The sequence below is a fragment of the Bradyrhizobium arachidis genome, assembly GCF_024758505.1.
In the GTDB taxonomy this organism is placed as follows: Bacteria; Pseudomonadota; Alphaproteobacteria; order Rhizobiales; family Xanthobacteraceae; genus Bradyrhizobium; species Bradyrhizobium manausense_C.
Window position 1 is genome coordinate 1,193,616 of the sequence record NZ_CP077970.1, and the last position, 14,779, is coordinate 1,208,394.

6 protein-coding genes are annotated in these 14,779 nt (G+C 58.9%); 5 read left to right on the plus strand and 1 reads right to left on the minus strand.

All coding sequences use genetic code 11. The features are described 5' to 3' along the window. Window positions 1–203: 203 nt before the first annotated feature. Window positions 204–2,063, plus strand: coding sequence for an NEL-type E3 ubiquitin ligase domain-containing protein (locus KUF59_RS05555; protein WP_258768614.1), 1,860 nt, complete (start codon window positions 204–206; stop codon window positions 2,061–2,063). Window positions 2,064–2,718: 655 nt separating this feature from the next. Here the strand turns inward: KUF59_RS05555 and KUF59_RS05560 are convergent. Beyond that, the gene (locus KUF59_RS05560; RefSeq protein ID WP_258768620.1) at window positions 2,719–4,107 is read right to left on the minus strand and encodes a methyl-accepting chemotaxis protein; all 1,389 of its coding nucleotides are present in this window, start codon (window positions 4,105–4,107) and stop codon (window positions 2,719–2,721) included. 2,661 nt (window positions 4,108–6,768) lie between these two features. On the opposite strand from KUF59_RS05560, the gene KUF59_RS05565 reads away from it, so the two are divergent. From KUF59_RS05565 to KUF59_RS05580, 4 genes are all read left to right on the plus strand, one after another. Beyond that, entirely contained in the window at window positions 6,769–12,195 is a 5,427-nt protein-coding gene (locus KUF59_RS05565) for a C48 family peptidase (protein WP_258768621.1), read from the plus strand. Between the two features lie 81 nt (window positions 12,196–12,276). Next, a complete protein-coding gene (locus KUF59_RS05570; RefSeq protein ID WP_258770099.1) occupies window positions 12,277–12,471 on the plus strand; it encodes a hypothetical protein in 195 nt (64 codons plus the stop codon). A gap of 139 nt (window positions 12,472–12,610) precedes the next feature. Beyond that, window positions 12,611–13,258 (plus strand): maleylacetoacetate isomerase, encoded by a 648-nt coding sequence (maiA, locus tag KUF59_RS05575; protein WP_258768622.1) that lies wholly within the window; start codon window positions 12,611–12,613, stop codon window positions 13,256–13,258. Between the two features lie 757 nt (window positions 13,259–14,015). Beyond that, window positions 14,016–14,588: a hypothetical protein gene (locus tag KUF59_RS05580; protein ID WP_258768623.1), complete on the plus strand. Its 573-nt coding sequence runs from the start codon at window positions 14,016–14,018 to the stop codon at window positions 14,586–14,588. Window positions 14,589–14,779 lie beyond the last annotated feature (191 nt).

The window sequence follows — 14,779 nt, forward strand, 5'->3', positions numbered from 1 at the left end:
TATCGACAGGTACTCCTTCTAGGAGGAGAGCGGGTCGAACTAGACTGAGGTCCGGCTTGGTCAACCCGCATCAATCAACCCATTCGAAAGCCCGGATTTGTGCGGACCTGCTGCGTCTTCCTGCAAGTGCTCGGCCGGCGAAGGGGCTTCAAGATTCACTGCTCCGGCCTATTCCCTAATTTAGCTACCGAAGAATGGCATCGATGAATGCAGAGCGGGCCCAGCTTGGCGCTGACACTTCTTCCGAAGCTTCCGATTCTGAAAATTGCGAACCGGGATCCCCGGCTGCGGCGCGGTGGGGTGACGCCTTGACGGATGCGCGGGCGTCCGCCGCGAATCCGGCCTCATCGCAGGATCAGGTCCTGGCGAGATGGGCTGCCGAAGAGGGGCGGGACGCGGATGAGGATCGGCAACAGGCGGTCAGTCGGACGATGGCTTGGCAACAGGAAGGTGATCTCAACGAGACGCTGGATCTGTCGTCCCTGTCCCTGACCGCATTGCCCGTTCCCCTGCCGACCGGGCTGCGTCGCCTGAACGTCGACGATAATCAGCTGAATAGCGTGACCGATAACCTTCCGGTCGGTCTCCAGCGGCTCTACGCCAGCAACAATCGGCTGACCAGTCTGCCCGAGCTTCCAGCCGCGCTACGGCGGCTCTACGCGATCAGCAACGGGCTGACCTGCATGCCTGCAAACCTACCGCGTGGGCTCCGGCGCTTGAACGTCACCAACAACCAGCTGACGAATCTACCGGTCCTTCCGGCAGACCTTCGAGAGCTGGACGCTAGCGGCAACCGGCTAACCAGCCTGCCCGACCTTCCAGCCGGGCTCGAGCGTCTTAACGTTGACTACAATCAACTGGCCAATCTGCCCGAGCCTCTCCCGGCCGGCCTCGAATGGCTCAGTGCCAACAACAACCAGCTGAGCAGCCTGCCCGCGTCGGTGCCGCCAGACCTTCTATGGCTTGGCGCCAGCAACAACCAGATTACCAGCGTGCCCGCGACCTTGATGACGCAGCTAAGCCGCGAGTCCAGTGTTGATCTCGAGAATAATCCGCTGCCCGGGTTGGTGCAGACCAACCTGGCGACAGCCATGCATTCCGGGGACTATGCTGGCCCGCAGATCTTTTTCTCGATGGCCGAAGGGGGGCTGGAGGTTGAGCCGCGGCCCCTACAGGAGGTTGTCGCGGATTGGCTACAGCCCGACGCGGTGGTTGCCTGGCAGGGCTTCGCCCAAGAGCCGGGTGCCCAGGATTATGCACGTTTTCTCGACAGGCTACGGGGCACTGTGAACTCTAGAGACGACGCCTTCCGACAGGCGGTGGTCGACGATCTGCGGCAGGCGGCGGCCAGGCCGCAATTGCGCGAGCAGTTTTTCCAGCTGGCTTTTGCAGCGAGTGAGAGTTGCGAGGATCGCATTACTTTGACCTGGAACGGCATGCAGACTGCGCGCCTGAACGCTGACGTTGAGGACGGCGCCTACGACGGACGCCTCGACGAACTGCTCCAACACGGCCGTGTCATGTTCCGCTTGGAGGCGCTGAACGAGATCGCGCGCGAGACGGTCAATTCGCTCCGCCGTGCCGACCCGGAGGCCGACATCGACGAGATCGAGGTCTATCTTGCCTACCAGACCCAGCTGCGAGAGCCGCTGGAACTGCGGCACGTCGCTCCGGGCATGCGCTTCTTGAATGTCTCCCACGTCACCGAGGACGACGTTGCCAGGGCCGAGATGTCGGTCCGCAGGCAAGAGGCGACGGGCTTCGCGGACTATCTGGCTACGCGCTGGCAACCTTGGGAGAGCGTGGTGAGGCGTATCGCACCCCGAGAGGAAGCAGCGATGCAGGAGCGGCTCGTCGATGCGATGGACGAGGAGTTTCGAACTCGCTTGCAGCAACGGCTCGCCGACTATCACCTGACCGGCGACGACCCAGCATCCTCATCCACGCCCTGGCTGCACGATGCGGAGCGCCAGCTCGGAGCCGGGATCCGCAATGAGCTTGCCCGCGAGATCAAAACCGAGGTAATGCATCGGGTGCTCGCGGATCGTGGCCTTAGTCTATAAAGCCCGCCTTCGATTGCAGGGGTCGCAATTTCTGCCTTCCCTCGACCTGTCACGATCCGATCCGCCCTCAAACGAGAAAAGCGCCTTCTTCGACAAGATCGAGGAAGTCGCTTCCATTCGGACGATGCGCTAAGGGCCGGAAAAAGCCGCGGCGGAAGCGGGCATCCTCGCCGTCAGCGGCGCGCCTCAGTATCACTTGCGCGGCGGCCAAACGTACACGCGGCAGCGAAGGTAAAGACCCATCTGGCGCCCATTACGACCATGGAACTTGGTCTTCTGTTGTCAGGAGCGGGCGGACAGCACCTGACGTGGTGTGTTGGTGCGCCTAGTCGGCTGCCCGCCTTGCGGATATCGACTCGACCCGCCGAACACACGTACTGGATATTCTTGACGATGAATGGACTGGAGCATCGGCTCTATCCACTCTCCAAGGTTTCGTCTGTCCATCTTGCCGCGGATGATCTTCGGCATTGACGACGGGCAAAATCAGCCATTGCCAATGGGCGGCGATTTTTTCGCCGGCCTGAGCTAACCGGATGCGCGCGCCGCAACCCTCTTGGATTGCGGCCGACCCGCCGGATCAGAACATTGCCGCCTAACAGCAAATTCCTTTCCCATCGCGGCGGCGTCATGCGTCCCACGCCACCGCGCCGCGCTACGCCCGTATTTTGATCAAGAAGTCGTTGACCTGTCCCTCCAACGAACCAAGATTCTTGCTCAGCTCTTGGACGTTATCAACGACCTGGCCCGCCGATGAGCCAGAGGCGCGCGATGCATCATTCAGTCGGTCAATATCGCGGGATGCCTCGCCCATATCCGAACTAATGAGTGTGATGCTCTTCGAGATGTCATTTGTGACAATCGATTGCTCTTCTATCGCAGCCGATATGCTGCTCGATATTTCGCGCATCCTGTCTATGATCCCAGCGATGTCAGCCATCGCCGAAGTCGTCAGCCCTGTCCTTTCCCGAATGGCAAGAATCTGAGCATCAACCTCGCTCGTCGCCTTTGCTGCCTGCGCCGCAAGATTCTTTACTTCGCTTGCCACCACTGCAAAACCTCTGCCCGCCTCGCCAGCTCGCGCTGCCTCAATCGTCGCGTTGAGCGCCAGCAAATTGGTTTGTGAGGCTATTCCCTCGATGAGTTGGACGACGCTGCTGATCTTCGTAACCGACGCAACGAGCTCGTTGAGTGTTGCTTCAGCGTGGACAGTCTTATCCCGTGCAGATAGCGAAATGTTCGCCGCGGTCGAGACCTGCCTCCTGATCTCAGAGATTGAAGCCGAGAATTCTTGGGCAGCTGACGCAACGGCGCTCGAGTTTTCCTCCGTCTTTTTCACGATCCCGGTCATGCCCTCAGTGCGAAGGCAAACATCGTCCGTGGATGACCTAATTGTCAACGAGACTGTTTGCATGTTCCTTATGGAGCTCGCCACAACATCGACAACCCGCGACACATCGTTTTCGAAATTGTTCGCAAGGCTCAACCGCTCCTCGCGCATGCGGACCAGATCAGTTATGTCCTGCCAACCACTCACCACTATCGGGCGGCCTTCGAAGTTGGAAACGACAAGACTTGTTCTGACCGGAATGGAAGTCTGATCTTTGCGGCGAAGCCACCACTCGATTGCGACATGGCCTGCTTCCATCACCGCTTTATTGGTCTCTTCGAACATCTGCGCAACGCTCTTGCCGTTCGGCTGCGGATCAAGCGAAAGCGAGGCAAGTGCCAGCCCTCTCATTTCTTGTCTATTAGAAAAGCCAAGTATATGAGCTGCTGCATCGTTGCTCAGGACGCAGCTGTCGGCGTCGAAAACTACGATACCATCTTTAAGCGACTCAAACGCATTGATGGCCATCCTATCGTCCAAAGTTGGTTCTGCGGTCTCCGTTCGCGTCGATGTCGCGAACGAAAGAACCAGCATCAATCCACCAACCAGCAGCCCGCTCCAGAAGTGAATTGACAACACGTCCGTATTGGCAGCCACAGTTGCGGCGGGGACAGACAACACCAGCGCGAGATTAGATATTCGATTGTGCCACATCGGCGCCCCAAACTGCGGTTGACCCTAATGCAAGTGGATATATCGATTCTCGATTAAAACTCTGTTTCAGAGAGAAACGACCTATCGGCATGCTGACACACGCGAATACGCTTACCGAAGTCGAGGACAAGAAAATGCTTGGACTGCGATCAAATCGACGTTCAGCCAAGAAAAAGTACTTCGTTTTCCGCAATCGACACGTCGATAATATGCCTATCTGTTGCTCGGGCGGCTCGACAAGCGGACATCAGTGATACCCAGGAATCATCATTCCAACAGCGCGCACATACGAGAGTATGCTGACCTATACGTAGGTATGGTCGGAGCTAAGCGATTCATACATTCCATGAGAAGCGCCGAACCGTGACGGAAAACGGAGTGCGGCTGTCCGACCCCAGCGTGTCCGCCCCCACAAAGTTCTTTATGTCTACGGCGGCGCGCAACTAGCCCGTTCGCAGAATTGAGTGCATTGGGCACTGGGTGCCGTTCTCCTCGCTTTCTTTTGGAGCGGCGCAAAACCAATCCGGACCCGATCGGTCGGCTTGCCGGAGCTCGCAAGAATGAGTTCGAGCGTCATGCGCGGTATGTGCCACAATGCAAATGCGTGCCCGAAAGAAAGGCCGCCAAATGGCGGCCCAAGAAAGTCGGACTTCGCGCTAGTCAAAAGATCACGTCCAGAAAAACAGCCCCGGGTGAAACAGATAACGATGCAAACCAGATGTCCGGTGCGGAAACGCTACGACATTTCGCCGACGGACAGCAATATCATTTGTTCTGTTCCTACCGAGAATGGCAGGGGCTGCGGCCTCGGCCAGGCTGTGTCGAGCAGCTTCATGTGGAGCTGTAGGGCAAAAGGCCGCGTGGCATTGGCTTGATGGAAGCTTGGCGAATGCGGCGCTCGCTGCGCGAGCTCGTCCGTGATATCGGCAGTGGCAATCGCACAACCAGGCCAGGCCGGCTTGTACGGCCGAGATCAGCGTACCGCCGTTGCTGCCATAGCGCTTTCGAATCGCGATGATGTGAGCGAGTGCTTGTGAACCCCGATTGCGAGGAGATCGTTGGGAGCGGCGTCGTGTGGATCCCCGTTCGGGGCGACCCGCGTTCAGAATTGCGTGCTATCTGCCAGGACCATCTGATCCCGACCCTGCTCGTCTGTAAGCCTGAAGCAACTGCTCGATCGGGATTCGGTCGGCGGATCAGGGCCGTCTCGTCATGCTCGCTCTGTGACGGGACTGCGTCGCAAGCGAGCCGAGTACGAAGGTATCGGTGGGACCATCGGACCACGAGGACCAACCGTCAGAGTTCGGCTAGCGCGTCGCGCTTCAGACAAGTTGTCGGGAATTGAACCAGGCGAGATCATCGTTGGCAAACCAAACGGCTAGAGATTTCCACATGCAATCGCTCTTGAGCGCGTCCCAATTCGTCTAAGGATTGGTACGGCGCCTGCTTATCGAGAGGGGGAGCCACGTCTTCAAGCGCCGGCGGTCGAATATATTCGCCTGTAATGGGTCCCGGGACATCGGTTCTTCAACAAGAGGGGCTGATAACATGTCCGGTGTTGCCACTGCGTTTCTGTGCTCTTCAAGCAATTCCACGAGCGACGGTCTATGATCGGCTCAAGCACATGGTTCCGAAGCTTGCCCTTCGTGGGCAGGCGGGAATCGGCGTCGCAACTTTCATGCACAAGCAAGGTCTTTGATGCGCGAGAGCGCTTCAGACATCATGCGATTCTTTACGCATTGAGCATGATGAATTGGATCCAAATGTTAAACAACCCCATGTTGCCATCGCTCATATCCTAGCCGAAGCCTACTCCGCGATGGCGGCGACCTATCGCGGGCCCCTCGGCGTCAGTCGTCTCTGGGAACTGCCACAAAAGCTGGGCTATCCCGGCCTGACCAGGGAGCAGGGTGACAATCCCATGCCCGATCCTTTTCCTTGAGATTCGAAGGACGGCGGTGAGATCCGATAGACCAACATGGGATGACCGGGTCTAGGGCACCGAGGACCTGGGCCTGATCCGGGAGGCATTCCACGAGAACTCCAAATTCACGACCGTAGACGATGCGCTTCCCAACTACGTCGTCGTCGATTGGACGACTCTGATGAAGAATGCGTTAGCCTACGATGCTTCGCGGCCATTCCCCTGCGGCGATCGGCATTTTTGCCGCTCTTCAGGCTCGGCTTGGGCGAAGCGATCTTGGCGCGGCACCCCCCAAGCGGCATCACGCCCGCGAGCGCCCCACCTGAACTCTATAAGCTCTTCGTCTTGATCTGCGGGACGCCTGTTCTTGCGATCAGCTCGAGACCCAGATCCCGCGGGGACGAGGAATTCGGGGGCAAGGTCAAGGCCAGCTTCCGCGTCGGCGACCGCACCTACGGCCCCCACGTCCGACGCACGCACGTTATCCTGCGCAGCACTCGGAGGAGCGTCGTCGTCAGGTTCTCGACAGCTATCGATCATAGCAAGGTCTCCAGGGCGAAATCATTGCTGCGATCGCAATGCAAGAACGCTGGAGCGCGTGGTCGGGATACTAGGACGCGGCATGTTGGGGTGTTCACGCGAATCTTTGCTCGGCTCCGATGCAGTCGACTCGATTCCGCAACAAATTAGAACCGACCCCAGGCTCAAATTGGCCTATAATCCGAAAGTGAGAACGAGTGGAGTTCCCATCAACGAACTGGGTGCGCCAACAATCGGGCAGTGCAGACCCGCAAGAGAGCTCACCGGCTCCGTCCGCAGATGCGGCGGCCTTTGAGCAGCAGCTGAGCGAGATCGGCAATTCAGGCAGCCGCGTGCTGATGCTGTCGCCCATTCATCAACTGGGCGCATCGCCATCGGAGGCTCAGCCCATCATGCAAGGGAGCGGGCCAGAAGACGCGCCAGCATCGCATAGTGGAGGCGGTGGAGCGATGGAGGCCGCCTCGGCGCTGCAGCGGAGTCAGTCAACTGGGGTTTTGGCGGGTGGCAGCAAGCGCCCTGTTTATCCCCAGGATGCCTTCATTATTTTGAGACTTGAGTCAGCCCTCATAAAAGGGGGAGCTGCGAAACGCACCGCAGGGAACAATGTAAGTAATCTTCTCACTTTGGACCGTTGGCTCTTTGAGAATAAGAAGGAGGCTATTGCTTCCCGGCTTGATAACGAGTCGCTGGCCGCTGATGTCGCCGAGTTCATAGGAAAGGGTGGCACCAAAAAGGTTCGCAAGGCGCTAGACCATCTCCGCACCTCCGAGTTATCGGGCGGAGTCGTGCCGATCACAGGCCTCGCCGACTTGACTCCATATCCCGAGGACGCGGTTCTCATCAAGGAGTATAAAAACGAAGAACGGACACCTACCGCCCGGAACTATGCAACTGCTCTTAGCAGGTTCAGTGACTACCTGCGTGAAAAGAACAAACGCAGCATTGCGGGTCGGCTTTCCGATAAATCGCTGGACGAAGATATCCGCGCCTACAAGAAAGGGCCCGTTCGTGACCCGCAGATCGGGTCCGCACTGGCGCGTCTCCGAAAGTCCCGAGCGGGCGCCCAAGCGATGGAACTCGAGCGTCAGGTGCTCCCAGCTCCTTTGAAAGACGCGATCCTGATGGAGTCGCCACCCGTTGGGGACGCCGCTGCGCAGCCCAGCGCATCGGAGCGAGCCATCCAGTGGCCAGAGGTCCTTCGTGCGGAAGGGCACGATGGGGATCTAGCTTCGGGCACGATGGACGAAGCCGGCCCCTCGTCGTCTCCCGAGTCAACCGCGCAAGACGGAGCATCGCCAGGGGAGACGCCGCTCATCATGCAAGGGAGTGCGCCAGAAGACACGCCAGCGTCTCATGGTGGAGACGGTGGAGCGATGTTGGGCGCCTCGGTGCTGCAGCCGGGCGAGTCAACTGGGGTTTACGTCGATGGCAGCATGCGCCCTCTTTATTCCGATGACGCATCCCTTATCGTGGGGCTTGAGGAGACCATCGTTGGGTCCAATGGAGAACATCTTCTCAACTTGGCTCGTTGGCTCTTTGCAAACAACAGGCCCGGCATTGCTGCTCGGTTGCACGACGACTCACTCAGCCAGGATGTCGAAGAGTTCGAGAGGAGCTATGGTTCATCGTCCGTCGTTACGGCCTTAGCTTTTCTCAAGGCTCCTCGGTCGACGGAAGTGGTGCCGCCGCGCGTGAAACGCGCTGTTCTGAATCCTTATCCCGATGATGCGGCGCTCATCAACCAATACAAAGCAGCGCCTGCGCAAGGGATCACTCAAGATACCGCCAAGAGCTACGCAACTCTTCTTGCCGACTTCAGTAACTATCTGCGGAACAAGATCAAGGCGGGCATTGCTACTCGGCTTACCAACCGGTCGCTGCATGAACTAGATAAGGATGTCGAGGGCTATAAGGACTCCGGTGGTAAACGGAAGATCCGTACCGCACTCTCTCATTTCCTAAAATCGCCGGCGGTCGCCCGAGCGATGGGGCTTGAGCGCCAGCTTCCCTCCCGACCTGAACGTGCGGTCGTGACAGAGCCGAGATTCGTCGGAGATGATGCTACGCAGCACAGCGCATCGCTGGGAGCTGTCAGCGGGGCGGAGATCCTCCCTACGGAGGAGCACGATCAGAATTTGACTTGGGAGATGATGGACGAAGCGTCGTCGACGCTTGAGCCAACCGCGCAACTCACTGCGTCACCACCGGCGACCCAGCCCATCATGCAGGCGGGTGCGCATGAATACACTCGCGCGTCGCCGGAACGCGGTGGGACGATTCCCGGGGCTTCCGCGCTGCAGCCGGGCCAGTCGCCTTGGGCTTTCGTAGGTCTGATCGGAGATCCTCTATATTCCCGGGACGCGTCCCTTATCGAGGGACTAAGACCAGCGCTCATCAAGCGCGGCTTCAAGCCCCGCAGCATCAGGGACAATGTCAATGCTCTTCTCAGATTGGGGCGTTGGCTCCTTAAAAACAACAAGCCGGAAATTGCTGCTCGGCTTAACCACGAGTCGCTGGATGAAGATACCAAGGCATTCGACAAGACTCGGAACCGGTCCATCCTTACGGCATTAGGTCATCTTCGGGCATCCAAGTTGGAAAGCGGAAGCAAGCCGATCGCAAGCCGCGCTGACTGGAATCCCTATGATGATGATGCGGCCCTTATTAGAGAATACAAAGCGACCGTCATCAAGAACCGCAAAACTGCGAACAAATACGCAACCGCTCTTAACAGTTTCAGTGAGTACCTTCGCAAGGGCAACAAACCGGGATTTGCCGCTCGGCTTTCCAATAAGTCGTTGGATGAAGATGTCACGAGCTATCGGAACGAGCCCGGCAGCAATCCGAAGATCCGTGCTGCACTGTCTCACTTACGAGAATCGGCGGCAGGCGCCCGAGCAATCGAGCTCGAGGAGCCGGCTGCGCACCCTGGCGACGCGGCTGACGGTGACGAGTCCTTGGGTCCTTTCAACGGGTCCCGCGACCACAATCACTTTCCGGACGAACTGATGGGTTGGAGCAATCTCCATCCAAGCGAGGAAGTCCTCATCAACAACGAGCAAGACACCCCGGAGGTGAGACCAGCGGAGAGACTGGGTGCTTTGAACAATTCGCAAGGCCTTCCCAGTGAGCGCCAGCTCAGCGAGAGCGATAACTTAGGCGGTCGTGTGCCGCAGGCCTCCACACACGATGTGGATGCAGCATTGCCTGAGGTGCAACCCATGACGCATGCAAGCGCGTACGAATACTCCACCCTATCGCATGCTGCAGGCGAGCGGATCGAGTTCCCCGCCGAGTTGAAGGGACGTTCTCGTCGCGGATCCCGTGCTGACTTGGGGCCTAGCACGCGCCCGATTCATCCTGAGGATTCGTCTTTCATCTCAGGGCTTAAGGAAGCAATGGTTCTGGCAAATTACCAGGAGACTACCGCAGATGCCAATGTACGTGCTCTTCGCCGGCTGAGCCATTGGCTCTTGGTCAGCGAGAAGCCGGCCATCAACGTTCGGCTTGAGAACAAATCGCTGGATCAGGATGCTGCGAAGTCCGGTGATCGCTTCATCGGTGTAGCACTAGCTCATCTTCGGGAGTTCAAGTCGCCCCGCGGAATTGCTCCAATCGCACGGCGAGGTAAGGGGGCGGGGGAGTCCGCAGCGCAGCGCAGCGCCTCGCAGGGGCCTTTCAGTTGGCCCGAGGAGCTGCCCCCGGGGGAGGATGATCAGGATGTTCCCGAGGAAGCCTTAAGCTGGCCAGAGGAGCTCGCTTGGGAGAGTAATCATCAAATGTCTCTCGAGCCATCTGCGCACGAGCGCCACGCGCGCGATCCCAGCGAGGCTTTTCACGCCTTGAACTGGGGCCGTGAGCACCAGCAGGCGACAGATGGGCTGCTGCATGGGCTTGACATCAACAATCTCCCACCAGATGAGGAGGTGCTCATCAATTATGAGCAGAGAACGGTGGAGTTCACAGCAGCGAAGAGGCAGAGGATATTAAGTCCGCAACGTCTCGACACGATCTGGCAGCCGGCCAGGGCAGTCAGGCCCAATGCAGGAGCGGTTGACGATTGTCTCTATCCCGGCGACGCGGATCTCATCAAGAAGTACAAAATGCAAGCTGCGACTGAGGGTACGTCAGGTACAGCTAACATCTATGCGTCCATGCTCAGCGAGTTCAGTCGCTACCTCCGCCGAAACAACAAGCACGGCATTGATGCCCAACTTAACGACCCGTCGCTCAATGAACTGGATCAAGATGCCAGGCTATATAGAGGGGCCGGAGGTTACAGAGCTATCAGCGCAGCGCTGGCTCATCTCCGGAACGGAGCGAGCAAACGTCTTCCCGCTCCTTTTTACGTTGCGGACGGGTCTCTAATTGCAGGGCTTGAGCCCGTACTCATCGACGCGGGGTATGAGGCGAGCACGGCCAAAACCCAATATGTTCATCCTCTTCGCAGATTCAGCCAGTGGCTATTTGCAAACAACAAGTCGGGACTCGCTGCTCGGCTCAACGAAGAGTCGATAGACAACGATGCAGCGGAATTCGAAAAAGGTCGGAAGAATCGGGTCCTTCCTACGGCTCTAGATCGTCTCCGGAACTCCCAGTCCGAGGGCGGAATAGCATGGATCACAGTCCGCTCGAGAGACGTTGAGAGCGTCGCTCCGGAGCACAATTGGCCAGAGGAGCTCCCCCCGGAAGGTGACGATCAGGATCTGCTTGGGGAGATAGAGGAGGAAAGCCGGCCGTACGAAAGGACCACCCTTGAGCAGACACAGGAGGTAGAACAGGCTCGACCGTCGGAATCCGCTAGGTCCAGCTCAACCTGGTCGCCACAGATGCCGTTTGACCTTGATTGGAGTCTTTGGCCGGCTTGGGAAGCCGCGCCATCATTGCCTATCGCGGCTCAATCGCCGTCCACACCGCACGAGCTGCGTGACGATGCTCACTATGCGTTTCCGCGCACGCCGTCCTCCGGTGCGCCGGCCGGAACTTGGGATCCGACAGCCTCGATCCACGGCTCCAGCGGGCGGCTGCTCGAGGACCTGGAATGGTTGGGCGATGAGCATATCGGGGCGGATTACGCACTCCTGTTGCAGGAGTTGCAGAGGGACAATCCGGATCTGGCGGCCCGGACTCGATTCGTGGAGCCCGCGACAGCCCATGTGCTGCGAAGGACCCTGAACGAGGACGTCCTCCTGGAAAACCTGCAGGGGATCGTCAACGACCAGGATGGCAACGATACCGCCCGCTTCGTGTTTATGCCAGTGAACGACGATGAGGACAATGGCGGCCGCCATTGGTCCTTGCTGCTCCTTGATCGCGGCGCGCCGGAAGGGCCGGTTGCCTATCACTACGACTCCGCCGAGGGGCGCAATCACACCTATGCAGCAAAGCTCGCAGAAGTGCTGCATGCCCGCCTGGAGCAATCCCGAATGGCCCAGCAGCAGAACAGTTGCGATTGCGGCGTCTACGTGGTGGATGGCACGCGAGAGCTGGTTAGCCAATTGTCGCAAGGGCAACGGCCGGAGCTGCTAAACCTCGACAACCTCGTCGCGGATCGGCGGGCACTCCAAAACCGTCTCAGAGCTGACTGCGGCACAGCTAATGCGCGCTCCCAATTCGCAATGTAAGGACGATAACTTGGCACCCTTTCACCCCACGATGAGGAAGTTAGAAGAACGCGGCGAGACCATGTTGCATGGTTTAGGGAGTTGGCCACGACAGCAAGTCTCCCTTCAGTGCTCGCGACACGCCGCCAGGTGTTCGGGGCACCACTTTGCATCGACAACCTCACGCCAGCCGATGTCTGCTTCGGCGGGGCCGAGGCGATCCTCGCAGAACGAAAACGCATCAAGCGCGACACCATCGCAAACCGCCGCTTGCAGGATCAGCTGCAGGCTGCTTAATCTCTAACCCAGATGAGCTAGAGCCTCTCTTCGCGAAAAGCCTGATCAGTCTCAAACTATTTGACGACGGACAATGCTTCGGTCGTGGCTGGTATCGGGAGTACAAGCAATCGTAGTGGCAGTGCGCTAGGATGACGTTATGATGGTCTACACGTGGTGGCGTTCGTTGGCTGCGTTTCGCGTGCGGATCGTCCTGAACTTGAAGGGTGTAACGGCGGAGGAGCGACAGGTCGATCTTCGCAAAGGCCAGCAGCACGATCAAGCGTTTCGAGCGGTCAATCCGCAAAGCGCCATTCCGGCGCTGGTGCTCGACGACGGGAGCACGCTGGTCCAGTCCATGGCCATCATGGAATACTTTGAGGAAGCGTATCCTGCTCCGCCACTGCTGCCCGCCGACGCTGCGGAGCGGGCGCGTGTACGTGCTCTGGCCCAGATGGCAGTGGCCGATGGCCACCCGCTGGTCACGCCGCGTGTTCGTGCGTACCTCGAAGGGGAACTTGGACACGGCGAAGCGCAATATTTGGCGTGGAGCCGGCATTTCATGGGCGCGGCGCTCATGGCGATGGAAGAGCATCTCGCGCGCGATCCTCAAACCGGCATGTTCTGTCATGGCGACCGGCCGACGCTGGCCGACGTCTGCCTCGTCAGCCAGGTCGTAGGCTTTTCCTACTTCGGTGGAACGGCCGACGCGTTTCCTGTCGTGCGGAGGATCAACGCAGCCTGCATGCGAATCGATGCCTTCCAGCGTGCGCATCCGCTTGCACAACCGGACGCGCCGAAGGCGTGAGCCGCGTCGCGGGCTCGCACCGCGTTCAGGCGCGTGTCCAGCCCTCTCGCCGACTCTGCATTCTGCGAGGAAGCCGAAGGAGAAAACCGCGCCCAGTGCAGGGATGCGCTTGCGAGCTTAGGCCGCAGTGGCACTACGCCAGGAGGCGGGTTCTGTTCCCGCTTCGGAGATTAGTTTCCGCCGAAGCGGACCAAGCGAACATTTGTCGGTCTGGGTCATTCTCGACCGCGGCGGAGCCAGCAGCAAGTCCGGCGCTTTCCGCTATGCCCCGAAGGCAGAAGTGAATTCATAGGAGCATTGGCGGCTCCGCAATGGGCTGTCACGGAGCTCTGCCTGGAGCCATTGAGCGCCATGGGACAGCTCCATATCGAGGAAGTGTTGGCGACCACCTTGTTAAAAGGCAACATGGCGAAAGGTTGGCGAGTTCCTCGATCTCTTCTCCGCCCAGGAGTGTGCCAACTACCTCAAAAATTCAGGCGATGTTTCCGTATAAAAACATTGTGCTGCGCACGACGGGCATCGCTGTCGGGTTCGGGGTGTCACTGTTTGGCGGAACCTTACCCTATTTGCTGGTGGTTGCAGCACGCGAATATGGCCTGGATGTTCCCCGTCTATGAATCGGTGGCGTGGTGCTGAGCCCGGTCGTTTATCACGTCGCGATGAAGCGCGGGCACGTCTACATCGATGACTAAATCAAGGCTTCTGGCTTCACAATTCGGGTTGCGTCTGGAGCCCGACATTCTTCTTGGGAGAAAACATGTCGAAAAGCCATTACTTGTCCGCACGCGACCGCATGCTGACGCGCATCGCACAAACGAGGGACGCTGCCAAAGCGGGCCTGCCGCATGGGCCCGCACGGAATGATGGAAAATGGACGTTGACGTCCGATGGTGATTGGACCGGCGGAGCCTTCGTCGGCGAACTCTGGCTCGCGCATGTGGCCGATCCACAGCGCTTTCCGATCTCTGACGCGCATGCCGCCCTGAGGCGAATGCTGCCACGCGACCAGCTCCGAACGGCCTTCAAAGGATTTGGTTTCTACCACGGTGCAGCGCTTGGAAGCATCCTCTTCGCAGATGAAACGGGACGCAATGCCGCCCTCACGGCAGCTAGGTCGCTGGAGCAGATGTTCGACCCGAAACTGGGCTTGATCCCGCTAGGCCAAGATGCCGAGGAGGCGAGCGCCGTTAGCATGGCCGAAAGCAGCATCGATTCCCTTCAGGCAACGGGTCTGCTTTACTGGGCCGCGGACCAACTGGGCGACGCGCATATGGATGCGGTCCAATGCTCATATGCGGAGAGTATTGGAAATCCATGCGCGGTCCGATAACTCGGTGATCCAATCTTCCACGCTACACTCGCGAACGGGAAAGGTGCTGAGAACGCATACGCACAAGGGATACAGCGACGTTAGCACTTGGGGACGTGCGCAGGGTTGGGCGTCTCTCTATACCGCTCACGCAGCCATGTTCGCCCGGGCTTTGGAGCGGTTGAAAGGAGGCGAAGGGCATTCAACTCCGC

What these genes read in the sequence shown, in the direction of transcription:
- KUF59_RS05555 (WP_258768614.1), top strand. Translation starts at nt 204, where the DNA reads ATGAATGCAGAGCGGGCCCAGCTTGGCGCTGACACTTCTTCCGAAGCT.
- KUF59_RS05560 (WP_258768620.1), bottom strand. Translation starts at nt 4,107, where the DNA reads ATGTGGCACAATCGAATATCTAATCTCGCGCTGGTGTTGTCTGTCCCC.
- maiA (WP_258768622.1), top strand. Translation starts at nt 12,611, where the DNA reads ATGATGGTCTACACGTGGTGGCGTTCGTTGGCTGCGTTTCGCGTGCGG.
- KUF59_RS05580 (WP_258768623.1), top strand. Translation starts at nt 14,016, where the DNA reads ATGTCGAAAAGCCATTACTTGTCCGCACGCGACCGCATGCTGACGCGC.